The organism is Bradyrhizobium sp. SZCCHNS3016, assembly GCF_032484535.1.
GTDB lineage: Bacteria > Pseudomonadota > Alphaproteobacteria > Rhizobiales > Xanthobacteraceae > Bradyrhizobium.
Genome location: NZ_JAUETE010000001.1, coordinates 666886 through 689234, shown reverse-complemented (window position 1 = coordinate 689234; position 22349 = coordinate 666886). Strand labels below are relative to the sequence as shown.

Below are 22349 nucleotides of genomic sequence, written 5' to 3'. Positions count from 1 at the left end.
GCGTCGCCTACTCCGCCGCCTGCAGCAGTTCGGCCGGCGCCTTCTGTGCCGCCAGGATGTCCTCGACCCGGCCGGCGCATGCCCCGCAACCGCCGGAGGCGTTGGTGTGAGTGCGGACGCCGGCGACGTCGGTCAGGCAATGCGCTTTGATCGCATCCTCGATGGTGCCGAGATCGACCGACTTGCAGTGGCAGATCTTCTTGGCGCGGCGCGCGGCTTCCGCGGCAACCGGATCGGCGGCGAGCGCCGCTGCTTCCGCATTGGCCTGCGCAATCGCCCTCGCCTGCCAGTTGTTGTTGGCGGTCTCCCACGGCGCGCGCTTCCGCAGCTGCTCCCACATCGGGTTGTAGATCGCCTTGTCGATCTCCGCGACCAGCTTCACCATCCCGATATAGCCCATAAAGGCGTGCGAGCGCTCCTGGTTGATGTCGAGCCAGGGCATCGCGGCCTTGAGTGCCACGAACTGCGACTTGCCGCCCGAGAGCATGATGTCGGCCTTGGCGTCCTTGAGCATCTTGTACATTTCGCGCGGCGCCATATCGTCGATCATGTGGGCGTCCTGGCCCATCAGCTCCTTGATGCGCTCCTTGTCCTCCTTGGTGGACTTCTTCACCGAGGTGCCGACCAGCTCCATGCCGGCCTCCTGCAGCGCTGCCACGACCGACCACGACTTCACGCCGCCGGTGATCAAGAGCACCTTCTTGCCCGTCAGCCGCTGCTTGAACGGCTCGATTGCGGCCCAGGCCTTGGCCTCCTCGCGTGCGATCACCGCCTCGGTGCGGTCGAGCAGATCGGCCGGCGCACCGCGCTCGACCAGCAGCCGCGCGATCTCGCGCAGCGAGTCCGAGGAGTCCTGGATGCCGTAGAACGAGCCCTCGAAGAACGGAATGCCGTAACGCTCCTCCATCTTGCGGGCGACGTTGATCATCGCCTTGGAGCACACCATCATCGCCGCGCGGGCCCGGTGCGACGAGGCGACATCCTTGTAGCGGCCGTCACCGGAGATGCAGGCGGAGATGCGGATGCCGAGCTCGTCGAACAGCGACTTCACCTGCCACAACTCGCCAGAGAGGTTGTATTCGCCGATGATGTTGAGGTCGTAGGGCGTCGTGACCTCCGGCTCGACGGTGCCGATGACGTGGTCGAGCAGCGCCTCGCCGGCGAGCTTGTTGCCGAGATTCTTAGGGCCAACGAAGCCGGGTGAATTCACGGGAATGCAGGGCTTGCCGAACTTGGCGGAGGCCGCCTTGCAGACCGCGTTGATGTCGTCGCCGGTCATGGCGGGCACGCAGGTCTGATAGACGAAGACCGCCGGCGGGTCGTATTTCTCGATGATTTCCTTGATCGCCTTGTACAGCCGCTTCTCGCCGCCGAATACGACATCGGTCTCGTTGATGTCGGTGGTGAAGCCGGTGCGCCAGATCTGGGATCCAGAGGAGGCTGCACCGCGGTTGTCCCAGGAATTGCCTTCGCAGGCGATCGGTCCGTGCACCAGATGCGCGACGTCGGTCAGCGGCTGCAATGCGACCTTGGCGCCGTCGAAGGCGCAGCCACCGGCCGCGCCGCCCGGCTGCAGCTGCTTGGTGCAGCCCTTCTTGCGCTCGGCCTCGGACTTGTTGGCGTTCTTGCCGCAACCCGGCTCGTTGAAGACGTTCTGGATCGTGGCCGAAAGCGAGCTCATTGGCTTCTCCTGTTGACGACCGATTGCGCGTCTTTCGAAAGACAAGGCTCAGGCACGACATGCCTCCCCTTGAGCCCCGCTCCCAACATCGAAACGCGGCGACCCCGAAAGGCCGCCGCGCCGTCACTCAGCGAATGATGTCGAAGCTGTAGTCCGACTTGGCCGGCACGTTGGTGTTGCGGTCGATCTCGTCGAAGATCTTGTCGAGGATCGTGACCAGCACGTTCAGGCCACCCTGATAGCCCCACACCGGATAGCGGTGCTTGTGGTGGCGATCGAAGATCGGGAAGCCGATGCGGATCAGCGGCGTGCCGGTGTCGCGCTCCAGATACTTGCCGTAGGTGTTGCCGATCAGGAAATCGACCGGCTCGGTGAACAGCAGCGAGCGCATGTGCCAGAGATCCTTGCCGGGATACACGTGGCAGTTCTTGCCGAACGGCGACGAGTCGAACACGGCCTGCACCTTCTCGGCCCAGTCCTTGTTGCCGTTGGTGGCGAGCACGTGGGTCGGCTCGGCGCCGAGCTCGAGCAGGAACGCGGCGAGGCCGAGGCAAAGATCCGGATCGCCGTAGATCGCGAACTTCTTGCCATGGATGTGCGCGCTGGAGTCGGCGATCGCGTCGACCAGGCGGCCACGCTCGAGCGCCAGCTGCTCCGGGATCTCCTTGCCGGTGATGCGCGACAGCGCCATCACGAACGCGTCGGTGCCGGTCACGCCGACCGGGTGGTGGAACGAGACCACCTCCTGGCCATGATTGGCGATGAAGGGCAACGTCTTCTCGGTGCAATAATGCTGCATCGAGATGGTCGCCTTGGCGTGGACGGCGTTGGCCGCGTCCTCCAAGGTCGTGCCGCCATCATACATGCGGAACTCGCCGTCGGTCGGGGTGTCGAACACGTTCGAGTTGTCGCCGAGGATCGTGTATTCGATCCCCATTTCCTCGAAGATGTGCTTGACCTCGCGGATGTTGCCGACGGTGTAGCCGTCGAAGCCGCCGATGAAGTTGATCTTCTCGTTCGGAACGCGCTCGAGCTTCGGCGCGGTGCCGGCCTTGCCGTCCCAGAAATGCTCGAGAATGCCCTTCATGGCGTTGTCGTAGCCGGTGACATGGCTGCCGACGAAGGCGGGGGTGTGGGCGAAGGGCACGTCGAACTCGGCCGGAACCGAGCCCTTTTCCTTCGAGGTCTTGATGAAGGCGTTGAGGTCGTCACCGATGACTTCCGCCATGCAGGTGGTGGAGACCGCGATCATCGACGGCTTGTACATGTTGTAGGCGTTGGCGAGGCCGTCGATCATGTTGTTGAGGCCGCCGAACACCGCTGCGTCCTCGGTCATCGACGACGACACGCAGGAGCTTGGCTCCTTGAAGTGGCGCGACAGATGGCTGCGGTAGTAGGCCACGCAACCCTGCGAGCCGTGCACGAACGGCAGCGTCTTCTCGAAGCCGACGGCGACGAACACGGCGCCGAGCGGCTGGCAGGCCTTGGCCGGATTGACCGTCAGCGCCTCACGGGCAAAATTCTTCTCGCGATATTCGGGCGTCTTGGCCCATTCGCGGATGCGCTCGACCTCGGCGGGATCGCGCGGATTCTCGAACATCTTCTTCTTGTTCGCCAGCATCTGCTGGTATTCCGGACCACGGAAAAGCTCGAAGTGATCGAGCACATGTTCGGCACTCTGCGTCATGGGATAACCCTCTCTATTTTCCTGTGTCGATCAGGGAGCGCTGGCTCTCCGCCGAAGGAGAGCCAGGCCGTGGGTGGTGGTACTTACTCGGCCGCCTGGAGCAACGGCTTGGGCACCTGCTTCCAGGGCGCCTTTGCCATCTTCCAGACCGGCGAGTTGATGGCCATGTCCATGTCGCGGGCGAAGATCGCGAACCCGTCGTAGCCATGGTAAGGACCCGAGTAGTCCCAGGAGTGCATCTGGCGGAACGGTACGCCCATCTTCTGGAACACGTACTTTTCCTTGATGCCCGAGCCGACCAGGTCCGGCTGGACCTTCTCGACGAACTTCTCGAACTCGTAGCCGGTCACGTCGTCATAGATCAGCGTGCCGTCCTTGACGTAGTGCTGGGCCGTGCGCTGATAGTCGTCGTTGTGGCCGAACTCGTAGCCGGTGCCGACGACCTCCATGCCGAGATCCTCGTAGGCGCCGATCACGTGGCGCGGACGCAGACCGCCGACGAACAGCATCACGGTCTTGCCTTCGAGTCGCGGCCGATACTTGGCGATGACAGCATCCATCAGGGGCTGGTACTTGGCGATGACGCGCTCGGCACCCTCCTTGATCTTGTCGTCGAAATAGCTGGCGATCTTGCGCAGCGATTCGGCGATCTTGCTCGGTCCGAAGAAGTTGTATTCGCACCACGGAATACCGTACTTCTCTTCCATGTGGCGCGAGATGTAGTTCATCGAGCGGTAGCAGTGCAGCACATTGAGCTTCGCCTTCGGCGTCGCCTCCAGCTCGGCGAGCGAGCCGTCGCCCGACCACTGGGCGATCACGCGCAGGCCCATCTCCTCGAGCAGGATGCGCGACGACCAGGCGTCGCCACCGATGTTGTAGTCGCCGATGATCGCGACGTCATAGTCCGATGGCTCGAAGCGCGGCGCAGCGTCAGCCGGGAGCTTGTCGAACACCCAATCCCGGATCGCGTCGTTGGCGATGTGGTGGCCGAGCGACTGGGAGACGCCGCGGAAGCCTTCGCAGCGGACGGGAACGATGGTCTTGCCGTCATACTCCTTCGACTTGACCTTGGAGACCGCCTCGATGTCGTCGCCGATCAGGCCGATCGGGCATTCCGACTGCACGGTGATGCCGTTGTTCAGCGGGAACAGCTCCTGGATCTCGTCCATGATCTTGGCGAGCTTCTTGTCGCCGCCGAAGACGATGTCCTTCTCCTGGAAGTCGGAGGTGAACTGCATCGTCACAAAGGTGTCGATGCCGGTCGTGCCGATGTAGTAATTGCGGCGCGCCGCCCAGGAGTACTGGCCGCAGCCGACCGGGCCATGGCTGATGTGGATCATGTCCTTGATCGGGCCCCACACCACGCCCTTGGAGCCGGCGTAGGCGCAGCCGCGAATGGTCATGACGCCCGGGATCGACTTGATGTTCGACTTGACGCCGCAGTCGGACTTGCCGTTCTCATGCACGTTGAGGTGCTTGGCGCGACGCTTGGCAGTCTTCTCCGGATAGACCTTCAAGACCTCGGCGATCAGTTCCTTGTTGCGTGCCTTGATCTCGGCCACGCTTTGTTTCTCGATGACGCTCATCTGGCTTTTCCTCGATGATCGGTTGCGGGGGTCATCCGGCCCTTAGAGATCATGGGCCGGATGACCGGTGGCGGTTACGCCGTGGCGGCGAGCTCGGAGGCGGTCTTTCCGATCTGGCTCTCGTCGACGGCCTTCATGATGCCGTGCTCCATCAGCATGTCCTCGAGCTCGTCCATCGTGATCGGCGTCGGGATGATGCCCTTGCCGCCGTTGGCGTGGATCTTCTGCGCCAGCGAGCGGTAGTGGCCGGCCTGGACCGAGTCCGGCGCATATTCCAGCACGGTCATGCGGCGCAGCTCGGCGTGCTGCACGATGTTGTCGCGCGGCACGAAGTAGATCAGCTGGGTGCCGAGCTTCTTCGCAAGAGCCTCGGCCAGCTCCAGCTCCTTGTCGGTCTGGCGCTCGTTGCAGACCAGGCCGCCCAGGCGCACGCCGCCGGAGTTGGCGTATTTCAGAATGCCCTTGGAGATGTTGTTGGCGGCATACATCGCCATCATCTCGCCGGACATCACGATGTAGATTTCCTGCGCCTTGTTCTCGCGGATCGGCATCGCGAAGCCGCCGCAGACCACGTCGCCGAGCACGTCGTAGGACACGTAGTCGATGTCCTCATAGGCGCCGTTCTCTTCCAGGAAGTTGATCGAGGTGATGACGCCGCGGCCGGCGCAGCCGACGCCCGGCTCCGGACCGCCGGACTCGACGCAACGGATGTCGCGATAGCCGACCTTCATGACCTCTTCGATCTCAAGGTCCTCGACGCTGCCGGCGGCAGCGGCCAGGCTCAGGATGGTGTCCTGCGCCTTGGCGTGCAGGATCAGGCGGGTCGAATCCGCCTTCGGATCGCAGCCGACGATCAGGATCCGGTGGCCCATCTCGGCGAGTGCCGCGAGGGTGTTTTGTGACGTCGTCGACTTGCCGATGCCGCCTTTGCCGTAGAATGCGATTTGTCGCAGCGCTGCCATGATGCTCTCCATCAACCGATTGCCAATGTCTCGCATGCACCTTGCATCGCGAGACCGCGTCCTCTCTCCAGAACCGGCAGACGGGTTATTGGGAAGGAGAGCATCGCTCGTCCGAAGCGTCGGCGTGCACTCAGCCCTCAACCTTTGCCTGAGCCCAGTTTTGCAACGGCTGTGCCAGAGCTTTGGAATCGTTAAAAAGGCCATGTTTTGAAAGAGATGCGGCCAAGCTCGGCGCTAGGATGTACTTGTTGCAAATCCGACATCGGGGGTTTTCACCCGACGCTCCCGCGCCGTGCTGTCCGAAACGACACATGCCGCCGCGGCTCCGAGCGGCGCTTCCGTAGAGAACACCGGGGAGCGCTCGCGTGAGGCCGGCCAGGAGCGGCGGTACGGAGTTTGCTTGATGTAGATCAAACCCGCTTTCGAACGGGCCAGCAGGAGTACTATTGATGGCGAGCAAGGCGCGCGTCTTTGTCATTGAAGCCGATCAGGTGATCCGCTCGGCGCTCGGCTACATTCTCAGTGAGCGTCACGAGACCTTCACCTTCGCGGAGACCGCCGACGCATTGACCAAGGCCGCACGGACCACGCCCGACGCCGTCCTCATCGGGATGAGCATCCTGGAGGACGACGGCGCCGAGACGGTCGGCATGCTCGCCAGGACGATGCATCAGGCCGGCATCATCGTGGTCGCAGGATCGACCAAGTCGCCGCTCGCGCTAGCCGGCCTGCGGCAGGGCGCGGAAGCCATCATCGCCAAGCCGATCACCTTCGACGGCGTCACGCTCGCGGTCGACTCCGTGCTGGCGCGGCGCGGTAGCGAGCCGGGCCTGACGGCATAGCTGGCCCTGGTATCCACGGAGATCAGCCGATGACGAGGAGGGGATGATGTTGAAGATGACCCAGACCGCGACGCCGGGGGCACCGGACATCGAGGACATCATCGAGAATTTCGCGCTGCTCGACGACTGGGACGACCGCTACCGCTACGTGATCGAGTTGGGCCGCGGCCTGCCGCCGCTGCCCGATGCCGACCGCAATGATGGCAACAAGGTGCAGGGCTGCACCAGCCAGGTCTGGCTTGCAACCACGGTGCGGCACGACGCCGCAGTGCCGGCGCTCGACTTCATCGGCGACAGCGACGCCCACATCGTCCGCGGACTGGTCGCGATCCTCCTGGCGATGGTCTCGGGCCGCACGGCAAGCGAGATTTTGGCCGCCGATCCGATCGCCCTGTTCGAGAAGCTGGGCTTGCGCGAGCATTTGACTCCGCAGCGCTCCAACGGCTTCCGCTCGATGGTGAGCCGCATCAGAGCCGACGCCCAGGCGGCGCTCGCGGCGGCGGCGTAGGTTTGGTTGTTTGATTGCTGCTTTGATTGATCGCGCGTATCGCGGCGAACTCGGTGCACCCCTCTCCCCTTGTGGGAGAGGGTGGCGGCCGAAGGCCGCCGGGTGAAGGGTCTCTCGGCGCACTCAGAAGGTCATGGCTCGCGGAGACAACCCCTCACCCGAGCGATTCTAGGGCTGGTAGCGGTGCTGCCCTCTCCCACAAGGGGAGAGGGCGCATCAACTAGCAGCGCTTCTTCGCGATCACTGCGTGTAGGAAAAGGCGCCTCTACGAAAAGAAATCCTGCGCCTTCCTCAGCGCCCGCACGAGCACGTCGACCTCCTCCCTCGTATTGTACATCGCGAACGAGGCCCGGCACGTCGCCGTCACGCCGAAGCGCTCCAGCAGCGGCATGGCGCAATGGGTGCCGGCGCGGACCGCGACGCCGGAGCGGTCGATGACGGTGGCGAAGTCGTGGGCGTGGGCGCCCTGCATCTCGAACGAGACGATCGCCCCCTTGTCGGCGGCATTGCCGATGATGCGCAGCGAGTTGATCTCGCGCAACTGCTCGGTCGCATAGGCGACGAGATCATGCTCATGCGCGGCGATGCGCTGCTTGCCGATGGAGGCGACGTAGTCGATCGCAGCCCCCAGCCCGGCGGCTTCGACGATCGGCGGCGTGCCGGCCTCGAAGCGGTGCGGCGGGTCGCCATAGGTGACCCAGTCCCGCGAGACCTCGCGGATCATCTCGCCGCCGCCGTTAAACGGCGGCATCCCCGCCAGGAGCTCGCGCTTGCCGTAGAGCGCGCCGATGCCGGTCGGGCCGTAGATCTTGTGGCCGGTGATGCAATAGAAATCCGCATCGAGATCGCGGACGTCGACCTCCATGTGCACGGCGGCCTGCGAGCCGTCGATCAGCACCGGGATGCCGCGCGCATGCGCGATGCGGATGACCTCCTTGACCGGGACGACCGTGCCGAGCACGTTCGACATCTGCGTCATCGCCACCATCTTGGTGCGCGGCGTCAGCAGCTTTTCGAATTCGTCGAGCAGGAAATTGCCGTCGTCGTCGACAGGAGCCCATCTGAGCACGGCGCCCTGGCGCTCCCGGAGGAAATGCCAGGGGATGATGTTGGCGTGGTGCTCCATGATCGAGAGCACGATCTCATCGCCCGGCCCGATCCGCTCGCGGCCGAAGGTCTGCGCGACCAGGTTCACGGCTTCCGTGGCGCCGCGCGTGAAGATGATCTGCTCAGGGCTTTCGGCATTCAGGAACGACGCCACCTTGGCGCGGGCGCCCTCATAGGCCTCGGTGGCGGCGTTGGCGAGATAATGCAGCCCCCGATGCACGTTGGCGTATTCGGACGTATAGACCCGGTTCATCCGGTCCAGTACGGCCTGCGGCTTCTGCGCCGAGGCGGCGTTGTCGAGATAGACCAGCGGCTTGCCGTGCACCTGCATGCCGAGGATCGGAAAGTCCGCACGGATGCGGCCAACGTCGTAGCCGCTTCCGTTCACCGCTGCATGCATCACCTACTCCCGTTGTCCGAGCCAGCCCAGCATCGCTTCGGTCAACGCCGCCCGCACGCTCTCATCGGCGGCGCCTTCGATGATCTCGCCAACGAAGGCCTGGATCAGCAGCGCCTTGGCTTCCTTGGGCGGAATGCCGCGCGCCATCAGATAGAACAGCAGCTCGTCGTCGATCGCGCCGGTCGTGGTGCCGTGGCCGCACTGCACGTCGTCGGCGAAGATCTCGAGCTCCGGCTTGCTGTCGGCCTCGGCCTCGTCGGACAATAGCAGCGCCCGCGACATCATCTTGGCGTCGGTCTTCTGCGCGCCGGGACTGACCGTGATCTTGCCCTGGAAAACCGCGCGCGCGGTGTCGCCGACGACGGCCTTGAAGGTCTCGCGGCTCTGGCAGTTCTCGGCTGCATGCTCGATCGCCAAGGTCGTGTCGGCATGCTGGGCGCCGGACAGCAGCGATCCGCCGCGGATGTCGGCCACGGTGCCCTCGCCAGCGATGTGCACGAACAGCTGGTTGCGCACCAGGCTGCCGCCAGCGACGAAGCCGAGCTGGTTGAAGGTCGCGCGCGCACCGATATTGGCGAGCAGCGAGGAGATGTGCAGCGCGCTGTTGCCCTCCCGGGTCACCTTGACATGGTCGATCCGCGCCTCGTCGCCGACGACGAGCTGCATCGCGGTGTTGACTTGATATTCGCTGCCGTCGGGCCCCTGATGCGACTCGACGATGGTGGCGTTGGCCCCAGTTCCGATATTGACCAGCGACCGCGTGTACATCGAGGTTGCGACCCAATTGGTCGTGACGAACGCGACGTGGATTGGCCGGCTCAGCGCCGTGCCCGGCGCCACCAGGATCACGACGCCATTGGCAGCCAGCGCGGTGTTGAGCGCCAACGCCGGATCGTCGTCAGGCACGACGGGGCCGAGACGCTGCGACAGCAGCGGCTTGTCGGCGGCGAGCGCGTCGGCCATCGGCTGGATAGTGAGGCCCGGCTCGAGATCAGCGAGGTCGGACAGCTCGGGCACGAAGGCACCGTCAACGATCATCAGCTTGCGGAAGCCAGCGCCCGTGAACAAGTCGCTCGCCTCGCGCGCCTTGGTTTTTGCCGCGTCGTCGGGCAGCGAGGCCAGCCGCTTGGCTTCCTTCATCTGCCCGCGCAGGTCGGTGTAGCGCCAGGCCTCGACGCGCCGGTGCGGCAGGCCGACCGCGTTGAAGCGGTCGAATGCGGCGGCGCGCACCGCGGTGATCTCCTCGCCGCCCGGCAGATAGCGGCGGGCGCCCTGATACAGATCGGCCAGTCCGAGTTCGGCCTTGGTCTTGCGGATCACGACGCCCATGTTCGTCCTCCCCGGCGCCTTACGCCGCTTCGCTCTGGTACTGGGCGTAGCCGGTCGCCTCGAGCTCGCGCGCGAGGTCTTTGCCGCCGGTGCGGACGATGCGGCCCGCCGCGAACACATGGACGATGTCGGGCACGATGTAGTCGAGGAGCCGCTGATAGTGGGTGATCACGATCATGCCTCGCTCGGCGGAGCGCAGCGCGTTGACGCCGTTGGCGACGACCTTCAACGCGTCGATGTCGAGGCCGGAATCGGTCTCGTCGAGGACGCAGAGCGACGGCTGCAGCAGCGCCATCTGCAAGGTCTCGTTGCGCTTCTTCTCGCCGCCGGAGAAGCCGACATTGAGCGGCCGCTTCAGCATGTCGGCGTCGATGTTCAGCGTCTTGGCGATCTCGCGCACCCGCTTGATCAGGTCCGGCGAGGATAGCTCCTCCTCGCCGCGCGCCTTGCGCTGGGCGTTGAAGGCGGCACGCAGGAAGGTCAAGGTCGCGACGCCGGGAATTTCCATCGGATACTGGAACGCGAGGAACACACCCTTTGCGGCGCGCTCGTCGGCCTCCATCGCCAGCAGGTCCTCGCCGTCGAGATAGACTTCGCCGGCGGTGATCTCATAGCCGGGCTTGCCGGCCAGCACGTAGGACAGCGTCGACTTGCCGGCGCCGTTCGGGCCCATGATGGCGTGGATCTCGCCCTTGTTCACGGTCAGGTCCAGGCCCTGGATGATCTTCCGTCCGCCTGCGATCTCGGCATGGAGCCCCTTGATTTCGAGCAAGGCCGTCATCGAACACTCCTTCTGATGCTGTCGCGGCGCGACGCCGTCATCCAACCGATCCTTCGAGGCTGATCGAGATCAGCTTCTGCGCCTCGACCGCGAACTCCATCGGCAATTGCTGCAGCACGTCCTTGACGAAGCCGTTGACGACCAGGCCGACCGCCTCCTCCTGGGAGAGCCCGCGCTGGATGCAGTAAAACAGCACGTCCTCGGAGATCTTGGAGGTCGTGGCCTCGTGCTCGAACACCGCGGAGGAGTTCTTGGCCTCGATGTAGGGCACGGTGTGCGCGCCGCATTTGTCGCCGATCAAGAGCGAGTCGCAGGCGGTGAAGTTGCGCGCGCCGGAGGCCTTGCGATGGGCGCTGACCAGGCCGCGATAGGTGTTCTGCGATTTGCCGGCGGCGATGCCTTTGGAGATGATCCGGCTCGACGTGTTTTTGCCGAGATGGATCATCTTGGTGCCGCTATCGACCTGCTGGAAGCCGTTCGAGATCGCGATCGAATAGAACTCGCCGCTGGAATTGTCGCCGCGCAGGATGCAGCTCGGATATTTCCAGGTGACCGCCGATCCCGTCTCGACCTGGGTCCAGGAGATCTTCGAATTTGTGCCGCGGCAGTCACCACGCTTGGTGACGAAATTATAGATGCCGCCGACGCCTTCGGAATTGCCGGGGTACCAGTTCTGCACCGTCGAATATTTGATCTCGGCATCATCCAGCGCGACCAGCTCGACCACGGCGGCATGCAGCTGGTTCTCGTCGCGCTGCGGGGCCGTGCAGCCTTCGAGATAGGAGACGTAGGCGCCCTGGTCAGCGATGATCAGGGTGCGCTCGAACTGGCCGGTGTTGCGCTCGTTGATGCGGAAGTAGGTCGACAGCTCCATCGGGCAGCGCACGCCCGGCGGGATGTAGACGAACGAGCCGTCGGAAAACACCGCCGAATTCAGCGTCGCGAAATAGTTGTCGGTGGTGGGCACCACCGTGCCGAGATATTTTTGGACGAGGTCGGGATGCTCGCGCAGCGCTTCGGAGATCGGCATGAAGATCACGCCGGCCTTCTTCAGTTCCTCCTTGAACGTCGTCGCCACCGACACCGAGTCGAACACGGCATCGACGGCGATCTTGCTGCGCGGCGCCGCGGCCTCGCCGTCGACATCCGCTTCCGCCGCCGCAGGCCGCTCGACGCCTTCGAGAATCTCGACCTCGCGCAGGGGAATGCCGAGCTTCTCGTAAGTCTTCAGGATCTCCGGATCGATCTCGTCGAGCGAGGCGACCTTCTTCTTCGGCTTCGGCGCCGCGTAGTAATAGAGATCTTGATAGTCGATCTTCGGGTATCCGACGCGCGCCCAGGTCGGCTCGGTCATCGTCAGCCAGCGGCGGTACGCCTCCAGCCGCCACTCCAGCATCCAGGTCGGCTCGCTCTTCTTGGCCGAGATGAAGCGGATCGTGTCTTCCGACAGCCCCTTCGGAGCCTTCTCGGACTCGATGACGGTCTCGAATCCGTAGCGATATTGATCGACGTCGATGCCCTTGACCCGATCAATGGTCTCCTGAACCGCTGCCATCTCTCACTCCGCTTGCAATGTTTCCGTCGTGGCCCGCGTCAGGCGGGCACGCAGGTGTCCGGCACCGGACAGACGGCAGCGCATTGCGGCGCGTCGAAGTGGCCCTCGCACTCCGTGCACTTCTTCGGATCGATGATGTACATGTCGTTCTTCAGCCGGATGGCCGCATTCGGACATTCGAACTCGCAAGCCCCGCAGACCGTGCATTGTGAGGCGATGATCTTGTAGGTCATGTGCAGCTCCCCGCGATCCCTGCGACATCGGACGACGTCATTCACGGGGTATCTTTCAAGCCGCGTGCCAGAGAGCATTTGGTTGATTTCTAAGGAGGATTCTAAAGATCGCCACGCCGGTCAGCTGTCGCTCTCCCGACAGCATGTCGCAAGTGCGACAGGGCGGGAGCAGCGTGTCGTCGGAGGCGAGGTCTCACTGCGCAATTATCCGATGTCGCCTCGCGCGCGAACGCCGGTCGTGGCCCAGGTCTCTCCTCCGTCATTCCGGGGTGTGCGCAACACGAGCCCAGAATCCATCGTGCGGCAGATCGCGCGGCGAAATGGATTCCGGGCTCGTCGCGCTTCGCGCGTCGCCCCGGAATGACGGAGGAGATTGGGGCAGCGCCGGAGCGTCAAAGTCCAAACGAAAAAGAGCGCGCTACTGCGCGCCCTTCGATCCCATCAAGCCGCCGCTGCTCAGAACCGCTTCACCTCGATATTGTGCTTCTTCAGCGCGTAGCCGATCTGACGCGGCGTGAGGCCGAGCAGGCGCGCGGCCTTGGCCTGGACCCAGCCGGACCGCTCCATCGCCTGCACGATGCGGTCGCGCTCCGGCACCGCGCCGCCCTCCATGCTCTCGGAATACTCGCCGTCATCGGCATCGATGGCCGGCAACTCGACGGGAGCCTCGATCGGCGCCGACGTCCGCGGCAGGATCGGCAGCGGCACCATGGGCTGGCCGCGCGGCGGCGGCGGGGTTACCGTGTTACCCTTCCACAGGATCGCCGACATGCACTCGTTGCGGCTGCAGGCGAAGTCGTCCATGCTGATCGCCGAGCCCGTTGCCATGGTCGCGGTCCGTTGCACGCAGTTCTCCAGTTCGCGCACATTGCCGGGGAAGCCGCAATGCATCAGCACCTCGATCGCGCTGACGTCGAACGTCAGGTCGCGCTCGTTCTCGCAATTGAAGCGGCGCAGGAACTCGCGCGCCAGCTGCGGAATGTCGCTGCGACGCTCGCGCAACGGCGGCAATTTGATCGGCACCACGCTGATCCGGTAGTAGAGGTCGGCGCGGAACTCGTTGCGCGACACCGCCTCTTCGAGGTTGCGGTTGGTGGCGGTGACGATGCGGACATCGACCTTGATGGTCTGATTGCCGCCGACGCGCTCGAACTCCTGCTCCTGCAACACGCGCAGGAGCTTGGCCTGGAACGCCGGCGAGATCTCACCGATCTCGTCGAGGAACAAGGTGCCCTTGTCGGCCAGTTCGAAGCGGCCCTTGCGCGCGTTGATCGCGCCGGTGAAGGCGCCCTTCTCATGGCCGAACAGCTCCGACTCGAGCACCGTCTCTGGCAATGCGGCGCAGTTGATCTTGATGAACGGCCGCTTGGCGCGATTGGACAGTTCATGGATCGCCTTCGCCACCAGCTCCTTGCCGGTGCCGGATTCGCCGCGCAGCAGCACCGGCGCATTCGACTTGGCGACGACATTGATCTTCTCCAACAATGCGCGCAGCGCCGGGCTGTCGCCGACGATGCCGTCGACCAGCACCTTCTTGCGATCCTTCGGCGCCGGCTTCAGCTCCGACAGCTCCTTCTGCAGCCGGTGGCTTTCCGCCATCAGCCGCTCGCGGTCACGCGCGACGACCCGATGAAGCTTGATGGTCTGGCCGATCAGGTTGGCGACCATGGTCAGGAAGCGAACGTCGGAATCGAGCCGGAACACGGCGCGGCCGTCCCAGACACGATCGATCGTCAGCGTGCCGACGACGCGCTGGTCGATGCGGATGGGAACGCCAAGGAAGGAGACGCGGGTGTCGGCACCGACGCCGAGCGTGACCGCGTCGGCGGCGCTGAAGGCGGGATGATCGGCGACGTTCTCCGCGATCAGCGGCACGGCGGTGGCGACGATCTGGTCGATCGCCTTCTGCGGCAGACGTTCGCGATAGCGCTGATCGCTGCCTTCGCTCCACCCGGCCCCCACCGCAAGATCGGGAATGCCGTCATCGGCGAGCAGCGACACCACGCCGTGACGCATCTGCATGAAGGACTGCAGCAGGTTGACGACATTGGCGAGGGTGATCTCCAACCGCGTCGGCGCCGCCAGGATCTTCGAGATTTCGAAAATGCCTGTCAGGGCGATCTCGCTGAGCGGGATCGGAGCGGCGTTGGACCTGACGTCCTGAGCTTCGACCTGACGTGTTTCCGTTTGGACCATGGCCGCTTCTCTGATCGTCACGAACGCCTCGGTGAAGCCGCCCGTGATTGTAGGTGTTCTAACATCCTCCCCCAACTGCAGATGATTGTCGTGCCTAACTTTGCTGCATTGCCGCAGAAGTAGTGTGCAACGGACAGAACAGAAAAGCTGCAGGCTTTCATGATGTTAACAAATTAGTTTGCACCCGTCACGATGCGTGCATTGCACGTCCGCGCGGGCGGCAAAAACGGTGCGCCTAACGATTTCGCGTTGTCTTCTCGACACCTAATATCCGTGCATCCGTCGGCCTGTTTGCGACCGGATCGCAACGGACTGCACTGAACACCAACTTTCCACTTTCGGCCCGCCGCTCGTCTCCTTCGGCGGCCAGCCACGGCATGACGCGTTCACATCTGCGTGTCGGCCGCGCGCGGCGGTGATCAACCTAGAGGTGCTGCCCCCCATTGATCTGAATCTCCTCGCCGGTCACGTAGCTCGCCGCATCCGAGCACAGGAAGAACAGCACCTTGGCGACCTCCTCCGGAGCGCCGATCCGGCGCATCGGGATCAGCGGCGAGAACCGCGCCTCGGTCTCCGGGGACACCATCTCGGTCTTGATCTCGCCGGGCGCGATGGCGTTGACGCGGATGCCATGCGGCGCGAAGTCGTGCGCCATCTCGCGGGTCAGGCAGGCGAGCGCCGCCTTCGAGGTCGCATAGGCGGTGCCCGCAAACGGATGGACGCGGGTGCCGACGATCGACGTCACGTTGACGACCGCGCCCTGCCCGCGCTTCAGCTCCTCGAACAGCCCGCGCGCGAGTAAGATCGGTCCGAGAAAGTTGACGTGAAAGACGGTCATCCAGGTCTCGACCGAAGTCGACAGCGAATCCAGCCGGCCGCCGTCGCCGGCCTTCGGAGAGATCGCGGCATTGTTGATCAAGGCATGCAGCGGCGCGCCGTCGAGCCGCTGCTTGATGTCGGCAATCGCGCGCGGGATCGCCTTGCGATCGCTGAGATCGACCTGGACGTGGTTGTCGGGACCGGCGTCCCACGGACAGCGAGCACCGTCGAACGGCTGGCGCGAGCAGGTGATGATGCGCCAGCCGGCGTCGGAGAACAGCTTTGCGGTCGCATGACCGATGCCGCGCGAGCCGCCGGTCAGCACGAGCGTTTTCTGCTCGGTGCGCCCGGGCCGCTCGGCGGCCGCCATGTCTCGATGGAACGGGCACGCCGCGATGGTCTCGGCCGCCGCCATGGCGGGCTCGCGGACGTCCTGGTCGAGATCGAGACTCACCTCATCCGTCCTGATCCTGCGCCGCAACGCCACTAGGACGCCGGCTGCCAAGCTTCGGCTGCTGCCTTTGCCTCAGACGTGGTCTGGGCGCAGGCTCCGCGACGATCGGAAATATCAGCGGTATCGCCATGCGCCGGTTGTGCAGATTCCGGGCCAGCGAAAACGGCGAGCAAAGCAGCCCTTTTCTGTCGGGTTCGCGACAGATTGGCGCGTTCTGGACACATCCAGCGTCGGCTTTGTGCTGCGTCCTTTGCAAGACCTTCAAAGAGCGATCGTTTTCAAAACGATGGCTGATGGTCCAACTCTTGCTCGACGGATTTGATCATTCGAACGGGAAGACGGCTTGCCAGCCGCACGACGACAGCCACGAGACGCCAACGCCGCATGAACCGGGACATGGGGACGAATGCAGTGCGCTTCGCCGTGGTCCTCGGGACCAACGACGTCGCGTCCGCGATCGGCGTGCATCTGCATCGTGCGGGCTTCTGCGTGGTGCTGTCGCATGATCCCAATCCGCCGGTCATGCGCCGCAAGATGGCGTTTCACGACGCCCTGTTCGGCGACACCGTCCGCATCGAGAACGTGACCGGCGAGCGCATCGAGAGCACGATGGAGGTGTTCAAGGCGCTCGGCGATCCCCGGCACGTCCTGGTCACCCCGCTCGGGCTGCTCGATCTCCTGCCGGTCCGTACCATCGACGTCCTGATCGACGCGCGGATGCAGAGGCGCGAGGTGACCCCGAATTTGCGCGGCATGACGCGGCTCTCGATCGGCATCGGTCCGGGCTTCTCGCCATCAGCCAATTGCGATGTCGCGATCGAGACCCGGCCGGACCGGCTCGGCCAGATCGTGCGCGAGGGCTGGACGCTGGCAACCGATGATGTCGGCGCGCTCGTCGGCGTCGAGCGCCTGGTGCGTTCGCCGCATGAGGGCCGATGGCATACCCCGATCGAGATCGGCACGCGCATCTACAAGGGCTTCGTGATCGGCCATCTCTCCGGCGCACCGGTCACGGCCCCTTATGACGGCATCCTGCGCGGCATCGTCCGCGACGGCAGCGACGTGCCGGCCGGCATCGCGCTTGCCGAGATCGATCCACGCGGCCGCCATGCGCAATGGACCGGGATCGATACGCAGGGACAGGCGCTCGCCCAGGCGACGCTGGCCACAATACGCCTGCACGCCGCAAACTGCATCAGGACGAGCGCGAGCGTGCCCGCCGATCAGATCGTTTCGAACGATTCTGATTAGCCCGTATCCGGCGCGCCGACCTTGGCATCCCGGTTGCTTATCGTTTGCAGGAGCGAGCAACAGCCATGATCATCTGTTCCTGCAACGTCATCAGCGACACGGCCATTCGCAACATCGTCACGGCAGCCGACATCACCTTCGGCTCGCCGGCGCAAGTGTATGATTGTCTCGGCTGCACGGTCCAATGCGGCCTCTGCTCACGCTCGGTGAAGCGGATTCTCGACGAGCGGCAGGGTGATAGGGCCGCTGCGGCGGTGTGGCCGGTGCAGGCCGAGCCCGCGCCATGCGCGATGATGTCGGTGGCCTGAGGCGATCACAGCGCACGACATGGCACATCGCGCGCTGTCGGATGTCGGACAAATGCGACAGGCGCGTGCCCCCCAGCGGATCGATCGGATGAGCGGCTTACCGTCGGTCGCCGCGCGTCGCGACCGACGCGCAGCTCGAACATCACATGAGGCCTACAGTGCTCGCAGGCGCAACGTAGCGCGTCTCAATGGGTCTTCGTCTCGGCCCATTTCTCCAGGTCGTTCTCGGAATCGGAGCGCTGCTCCTTCTCAGGGTTTCCGGTCCAGGGCTTGTCCGTCTGCTTGATCGATCCGCCGTCGGTTCGCTGGCGCGGATCGTCCTTCGGTGTTTCCTTGCTCATCAGCTCGTCCTTGCTCTGCTCGCACTCACCCCGGCAGGATTGTCGGCGGCGGCGCCGTCGCCTCGTCGCGGAGCTCGCTCAGCTCGCGGATCTCTCGCTCGGCCTGATACCAGAACTCATCGTCGCGGCCGTCAGGCCGGCCGGCCTGCTCCCAGAGTTCGTGAGCGCGCGTGCGAATCCTCTCCTGAAGTTCAGTGTCGCTGGTCCGATCCATGGTTCTCCCTCGCATGAGGCTGCTCGACGGCGTGAGCTTGCGTGGCAATCATCAGAACGAGACGAAGTTCCAAGGCACGGCCGCGCACAGGCGATCCGCCGCAGCGGCGCGGCGAGAGGAAGCGGCTCACGGCCTCTTCAGCTCAGATTGACCGGCATGAAGCAGCGGATCGAGGTGCCGAGCGATCCCTTGATCGGCCACACCATGGTGCGCCCGGCGCGGTTGGGCTCGGTGATCACGGCATCGTCCGGGATGACGATCCATTCGCCATCGAGCGCTCCGGGCTGCGGCTCACGCGGATCGCAAGTCGCTCGTTGAATGCGGCGTCGGGTGGTTCGTTCCCAGCGGCCGAACTCACGCCGCGTCGGCCGGCACCATGGCCTCGATCGTGACGCCCGTGCCGGTGGAGGCCACCGTCAGCGTGCCGCCGAGCGCCAGCAGCCGCTCGCGCATGCCGGTGAGGCCGAAGCCGAGCTTGTGCTCCGGGCTGAACCCGCGGCCGTCGTCGCGGACGCGCACCCGCGTGTAGCTGCGGCGGTGGCCGGCCATCGTCTGCTGCAGCGGCTCGATGGTGACGTCGACCGCGGTGGCCTCGGCGTGGCGGAACACGTTGGTCAGCGCTTCCTGCACCACCCGGTAGATCGTCAGCTCCGCCGTCTCATTGCTGCGCACGACCATGTCGGTGAACCTGGTCTCGATCACGACCTCCGGCCTTGACTCCTGCCACAGCCGCACCAATGCGCCGAGCGCCTCGCGCAAGCCCAGCTCGGCGAGACCCACGGGCCGCAGCCGCTCGAGGATGCGGCGGTTGAACTGCTGCACGGCGTTGACCTGGTCGAGGATCGCCTGGCCGTGCCGGCGCATCGCCGCGACGTCGAGCGTCGCAGCCTCCGGCAGCCGCATCAGCGCACTGGCATGGGCGCGCAGCGCGAATAGATGCGGCCCGAACTCGTCATGCAGCTCGCGCGCGATCTCCTTGCGCTCGTGGTCCTGCAACGACACCGTGCGCTCGGCCAGACGGCGCTTCTCCTCCACCGCCTCGCCGAGCGCGCCGGCGAGATGGTTGAGCTTGGCGCAGAGTGCCGCGAGCTCGGGCGCGCCGCCCGGCTTGACGCGGGTATCATAGGCGCCGGCCTCGATCCGGCTCATCGCCTCCGATAGATCCGCCAGCGGCGCCAGCGCGCGGCCGACCACGAGCATGGTGATCGCGAACAACGCCAGCCCGACCAGCGAGCTGACGACGAGCTGGGTGACGATGCCGTCCCAGATCTCCGCGATCTCGTCGTCGGGATGCGACGTGATCACCAGCGTGTCGCTCCGGCCGGCGACGATGACCGGCATGCTGACCGAGGTCTTGTCGGGATGCACCAGTGCGATGAACCATGCCGGCGCCGCGCGGCCGACGCCCGGAGAGGGCGGGGTCTGCGCCGGCATGCCCTGCCGTCTCACGCTGACGTGACGAAGCTGTCGGAGATCACCGACGATCCGATCGAGGCGCGCGCTCGGATCCGGCGCGTCGTTGACCTCGTCCATGATGGTCTCGACGAAGGCCCGCGTCAGGCGGATGACGCTCTGGTCCTCGGCCAGCACGCGCGGCGCCGCCTCCAGCACGAGACGGCCGATGTTGATGGCGAGGCCCAGCGTCAGCAGCAGCGCCAGCAGCACGTTGATGCGGGTCCGCAACGACCAATTCTGCCACATTCTCTCCGCCTCAAAGCCACCGGGTTTCACGCGTCCTCACATTGACAGACAAATCCGCCGGCGATCTAATTGCAACATGATGCCAGACCGCGCAGCATGCATCCATGATGCATCGCAACAATGACGCGAGTTGGAAGTCCGGGACCCCAAGGCCATGCGCGTACTGATCGTCGATGACCATCCCATTGTGGCATCAGGCTGCCGGGCCCTGCTCTCGACCGATCCGGACCTCGAGCTGCTCGAGGCCGCCGACGCCGAGAGCGGCGAAGCCAGCTTCATCGCGCGCCGGCCGGACGTCTGCGTCGTCGACATCAACCTGCCGACCGTCTCCGGCTTCGAGCTGGCGCGGCGCATCCTCGCCCACGATGCCAACGCCCGGCTGATCATGTTCAGCATGAACGACGATCCAGTGTTCGCGGCGCGCGCCATCGACATCGGCGCCAAGGGCTACGTCTCCAAGAGCGGCGACCCGAACGATCTCGCCGAGGCGATCCGCGAGGTCGCGCGCGGCGGCAGCTATCTGCCGCCGGCGATCGCCCGCAGCATCGCCTTCGCGGGCGCCGCGGTCGCGCAGAGCCCGCTGGCGAAGCTGACCTCGCGCGAACTCGAGATCCTCCGCCTGCTCAGCGCCGGCAAGAGCCTGTCCGAGATTGCCTGGCTGATCCACTCGTCCTACAAGACCGTCGCCAACACCTCCTCGATCATCCGCCAGAAGCTCGGCGTGCGAACATCCGGCGAGTTGGTGCGTTTGGCGATCGAGAACGGCGTCGCTTGACTCGCCCCGATTGAACGACGCAGCTTGACACGCGTTGGCGGCACGCGCGCCAGCGGCCCGACATCATTGCCGAACAGGTGATCCCATGACCCTCACGACCGTCTCCCAGAACAAATCCCATGGCGGCGTCCAGGGCGTCTATCGCCACGCCAGCCAGGAGACCAAGACCGAGATGACGTTCTCGGTGTTCGTGCCGCCGCATGCCGACGGCGCGAAGCTGCCGGTCGTCTGGTATCTCTCCGGCCTGACCTGCACCCACGCCAACGTCACCGAAAAGGGCGAGTTTCGCGCCGCCTGCGCCGAGCTCGGCCTGATCTTCGTGGCGCCCGACACTTCGCCGCGCGGCGACGGCGTGCCCGGCGATCCCAACAATGCCTATGACTTCGGCCTCGGCGCCGGCTTCTATGTCGACGCGACGCAGGAGCCGTTCGCGAAGAACTACCGCATGTGGAGCTACGTCACCGAGGAGCTGCCGAGCGTGGTCGCGGCGAGCTTCCCGGTCGACCCGCGCCGGCAGTCGGTGATGGGCCACTCGATGGGCGGCCATGGCGCACTCACCGTGGCGCTGCGCAACCCGGACCGCTACCGCGCGGCCAGCGCGTTCTCGCCGATCGTCGCGCCCTCGCAGGTGCCGTGGGGCGAGAAGGCCCTGGGCGGCTATCTCGGCGCCGACAAGGCGGCGTGGCGCAAGCACGATGCGGTGGCGCTGATCGAGGATGGCGCGCGCGTCTCCGACCTGCTGGTCGATGTCGGCACCGCCGATCAGTTCCTGACCCAGCAGCTGCGCCCCGAGCTGCTGAAGGCGGCGTGCGAGAAAGCGAACATCCCGCTCTTGCTGCGCAAGCAGGAAGGCTACGACCACAGCTACTACTTCATCTCGACCTACATGGCCGATCACCTGCGCTGGCACGCCGCGCGGCTCGGCCGCTGACGTCAGCCGCGGCCGATTTGGCCGACGGGCGCGATCATGCCCCCGTCGAGCCGATTTGATCGTCCTCAGCTCCCGGCCTTCCCTGCGCCTCTTGTTTTCCAAGGGGCGACCGGCACGCAAAGCTCGGGCGTCATCCGCCGCGAGAATGCACCGTCATATCTCGTCGGCTACTGCGCCTGCGGCGCACCGTAGTTCGGCGCCAGCAGGCGGTTGCGGACGAGCCAAGCCATGGTGCGCGTCCAGGATTCGTCGGTGTTGCCGCGCATATCCGCAGTCATCGCCGCGACCGGCTTGCCGGTGTGAACGTCGCGCAGATAGATGTTCATATTAAGGATGAGATTGGAGACCTTCTGCACCGTCCCGGTGATGGCGAGATCGGCGCCGATGTCGCCCGCGAGCTTGACGTCGCAGCCGCCGCAAGCCTGAAGATTGCTGTGGTGCGCCGCATCGTTAACAGGAGCGATGTCGAGCACGCGAAAACGTCCGGAGTCCTGCAGCGCCGCGCGCAGTTGCTCGGCCGCATGCGCCAGCCTGTTCTGCTCGTCCTGGCGCGGGCCCTGCACCTCGCCCTGCAGGCTGGTGTCGATCAGCTCGAAGTCGAACACCGCCACCTTGGTCGGCTCGGCATGCACTGATGTCGCAGACATCAGGATCAGGAACGCGGGGAGAACGGCAAGTTTCAAGGTCG

21 protein-coding genes are annotated in these 22349 nt (G+C 65.0%); 6 read left to right on the top strand and 15 right to left on the bottom strand.

Annotation, left to right across the window (positions count from 1 at the left end; translation table 11 throughout):
• Positions 1–7: 7 nt before the first annotated feature.
• From nifE to nifH, 4 genes are all read right to left on the bottom strand, one after another.
• Entirely contained in the window at positions 8–1681 is a 1674-nt protein-coding gene (gene nifE / locus QW881_RS03205) for a nitrogenase iron-molybdenum cofactor biosynthesis protein NifE (protein ID WP_316158036.1), read from the bottom strand.
• A 127-nt stretch (positions 1682–1808) separates the two neighbouring features.
• Complete coding sequence (gene nifK / locus QW881_RS03200; protein WP_315756234.1) at positions 1809–3368, bottom strand: nitrogenase molybdenum-iron protein subunit beta; 1560 nt, start codon at positions 3366–3368, stop codon at positions 1809–1811.
• 83 nt (positions 3369–3451) lie between these two features.
• The gene (nifD, locus tag QW881_RS03195; RefSeq protein ID WP_315756235.1) at positions 3452–4954 is read right to left on the bottom strand and encodes a nitrogenase molybdenum-iron protein alpha chain; all 1503 of its coding nucleotides are present in this window, start codon (positions 4952–4954) and stop codon (positions 3452–3454) included.
• Between the two features lie 74 nt (positions 4955–5028).
• Positions 5029–5916 carry a nitrogenase iron protein gene (gene nifH, locus QW881_RS03190; protein ID WP_315740949.1) on the bottom strand — a complete coding sequence of 296 codons (888 nt, stop codon included), beginning with the start codon at positions 5914–5916 and terminating at the stop codon, positions 5029–5031.
• Positions 5917–6365: 449 nt separating this feature from the next.
• On the opposite strand from nifH, the gene QW881_RS03185 reads away from it, so the two are divergent.
• Positions 6366–6758: a response regulator gene (locus tag QW881_RS03185; protein ID WP_315756236.1), complete on the top strand. Its 393-nt coding sequence runs from the start codon at positions 6366–6368 to the stop codon at positions 6756–6758.
• 46 nt (positions 6759–6804) lie between these two features.
• Positions 6805–7266 (top strand): SufE family protein, encoded by a 462-nt coding sequence (locus tag QW881_RS03180; RefSeq protein WP_315756237.1) that lies wholly within the window; start codon positions 6805–6807, stop codon positions 7264–7266.
• Between the two features lie 265 nt (positions 7267–7531).
• Here QW881_RS03180 and QW881_RS03175 read toward each other — a convergent pair whose 3' ends face one another.
• The 7 genes from QW881_RS03175 to QW881_RS03145 form a co-directional block, all read right to left on the bottom strand.
• Positions 7532–8773 (bottom strand): cysteine desulfurase, encoded by a 1242-nt coding sequence (locus QW881_RS03175; RefSeq protein WP_315756238.1) that lies wholly within the window; start codon positions 8771–8773, stop codon positions 7532–7534.
• Positions 8774–8776: 3 nt separating this feature from the next.
• Positions 8777–10102: a Fe-S cluster assembly protein SufD gene (gene sufD / locus QW881_RS03170; protein WP_315756239.1), complete on the bottom strand. Its 1326-nt coding sequence runs from the start codon at positions 10100–10102 to the stop codon at positions 8777–8779.
• Between the two features lie 19 nt (positions 10103–10121).
• Positions 10122–10883, bottom strand: a complete 762-nt coding sequence (sufC, locus tag QW881_RS03165) for a Fe-S cluster assembly ATPase SufC (protein ID WP_315756240.1) — start codon at positions 10881–10883, stop codon at positions 10122–10124.
• A 37-nt stretch (positions 10884–10920) separates the two neighbouring features.
• Positions 10921–12438, bottom strand: coding sequence for a Fe-S cluster assembly protein SufB (sufB, locus tag QW881_RS03160; RefSeq protein WP_315756241.1), 1518 nt, complete (start codon positions 12436–12438; stop codon positions 10921–10923).
• Between the two features lie 38 nt (positions 12439–12476).
• Entirely contained in the window at positions 12477–12671 is a 195-nt protein-coding gene (locus tag QW881_RS03155; protein ID WP_006609648.1) for a 4Fe-4S dicluster domain-containing protein, read from the bottom strand.
• Positions 12672–13127: 456 nt separating this feature from the next.
• Positions 13128–14867 (bottom strand): nif-specific transcriptional activator NifA, encoded by a 1740-nt coding sequence (gene nifA, locus QW881_RS03150; protein ID WP_315756242.1) that lies wholly within the window; start codon positions 14865–14867, stop codon positions 13128–13130.
• A 424-nt stretch (positions 14868–15291) separates the two neighbouring features.
• Positions 15292–16140, bottom strand: a complete 849-nt coding sequence (locus QW881_RS03145) for an SDR family oxidoreductase (RefSeq protein ID WP_315756243.1) — start codon at positions 16138–16140, stop codon at positions 15292–15294.
• Between the two features lie 396 nt (positions 16141–16536).
• On the opposite strand from QW881_RS03145, the gene QW881_RS03140 reads away from it, so the two are divergent.
• Both QW881_RS03140 and QW881_RS03135 read left to right on the top strand, forming a co-directional pair.
• Positions 16537–17391, top strand: coding sequence for a xanthine dehydrogenase (locus QW881_RS03140; protein WP_316158037.1), 855 nt, complete (start codon positions 16537–16539; stop codon positions 17389–17391).
• Between the two features lie 65 nt (positions 17392–17456).
• On the top strand, positions 17457–17699 hold the full coding sequence (locus QW881_RS03135; protein ID WP_315756245.1) for a bacterioferritin-associated ferredoxin: 243 nt from the start codon (positions 17457–17459) through the stop codon (positions 17697–17699).
• Between the two features lie 185 nt (positions 17700–17884).
• Here QW881_RS03135 and QW881_RS03130 read toward each other — a convergent pair whose 3' ends face one another.
• From QW881_RS03130 to QW881_RS03120, 3 genes are all read right to left on the bottom strand, one after another.
• Positions 17885–18040, bottom strand: coding sequence for a hypothetical protein (locus tag QW881_RS03130; protein WP_315756246.1), 156 nt, complete (start codon positions 18038–18040; stop codon positions 17885–17887).
• A 25-nt stretch (positions 18041–18065) separates the two neighbouring features.
• The gene (locus QW881_RS03125; protein ID WP_315756247.1) at positions 18066–18254 is read right to left on the bottom strand and encodes a DUF2934 domain-containing protein; all 189 of its coding nucleotides are present in this window, start codon (positions 18252–18254) and stop codon (positions 18066–18068) included.
• Between the two features lie 354 nt (positions 18255–18608).
• On the bottom strand, positions 18609–19955 hold the full coding sequence (locus QW881_RS03120; protein WP_315756248.1) for an ATP-binding protein: 1347 nt from the start codon (positions 19953–19955) through the stop codon (positions 18609–18611).
• 154 nt (positions 19956–20109) lie between these two features.
• On the opposite strand from QW881_RS03120, the gene QW881_RS03115 reads away from it, so the two are divergent.
• Both QW881_RS03115 and fghA read left to right on the top strand, forming a co-directional pair.
• Positions 20110–20730: a response regulator transcription factor gene (locus QW881_RS03115; protein WP_315713180.1), complete on the top strand. Its 621-nt coding sequence runs from the start codon at positions 20110–20112 to the stop codon at positions 20728–20730.
• Positions 20731–20815: 85 nt separating this feature from the next.
• The gene (gene fghA / locus QW881_RS03110; protein WP_315756249.1) at positions 20816–21661 is read left to right on the top strand and encodes an S-formylglutathione hydrolase; all 846 of its coding nucleotides are present in this window, start codon (positions 20816–20818) and stop codon (positions 21659–21661) included.
• A 167-nt stretch (positions 21662–21828) separates the two neighbouring features.
• Here fghA and QW881_RS03105 read toward each other — a convergent pair whose 3' ends face one another.
• On the bottom strand, positions 21829–22308 hold the full coding sequence (locus QW881_RS03105) for a DUF3280 domain-containing protein (RefSeq protein WP_315752900.1): 480 nt from the start codon (positions 22306–22308) through the stop codon (positions 21829–21831).
• Between the last annotated feature and the right edge of the window lie 41 nt (positions 22309–22349).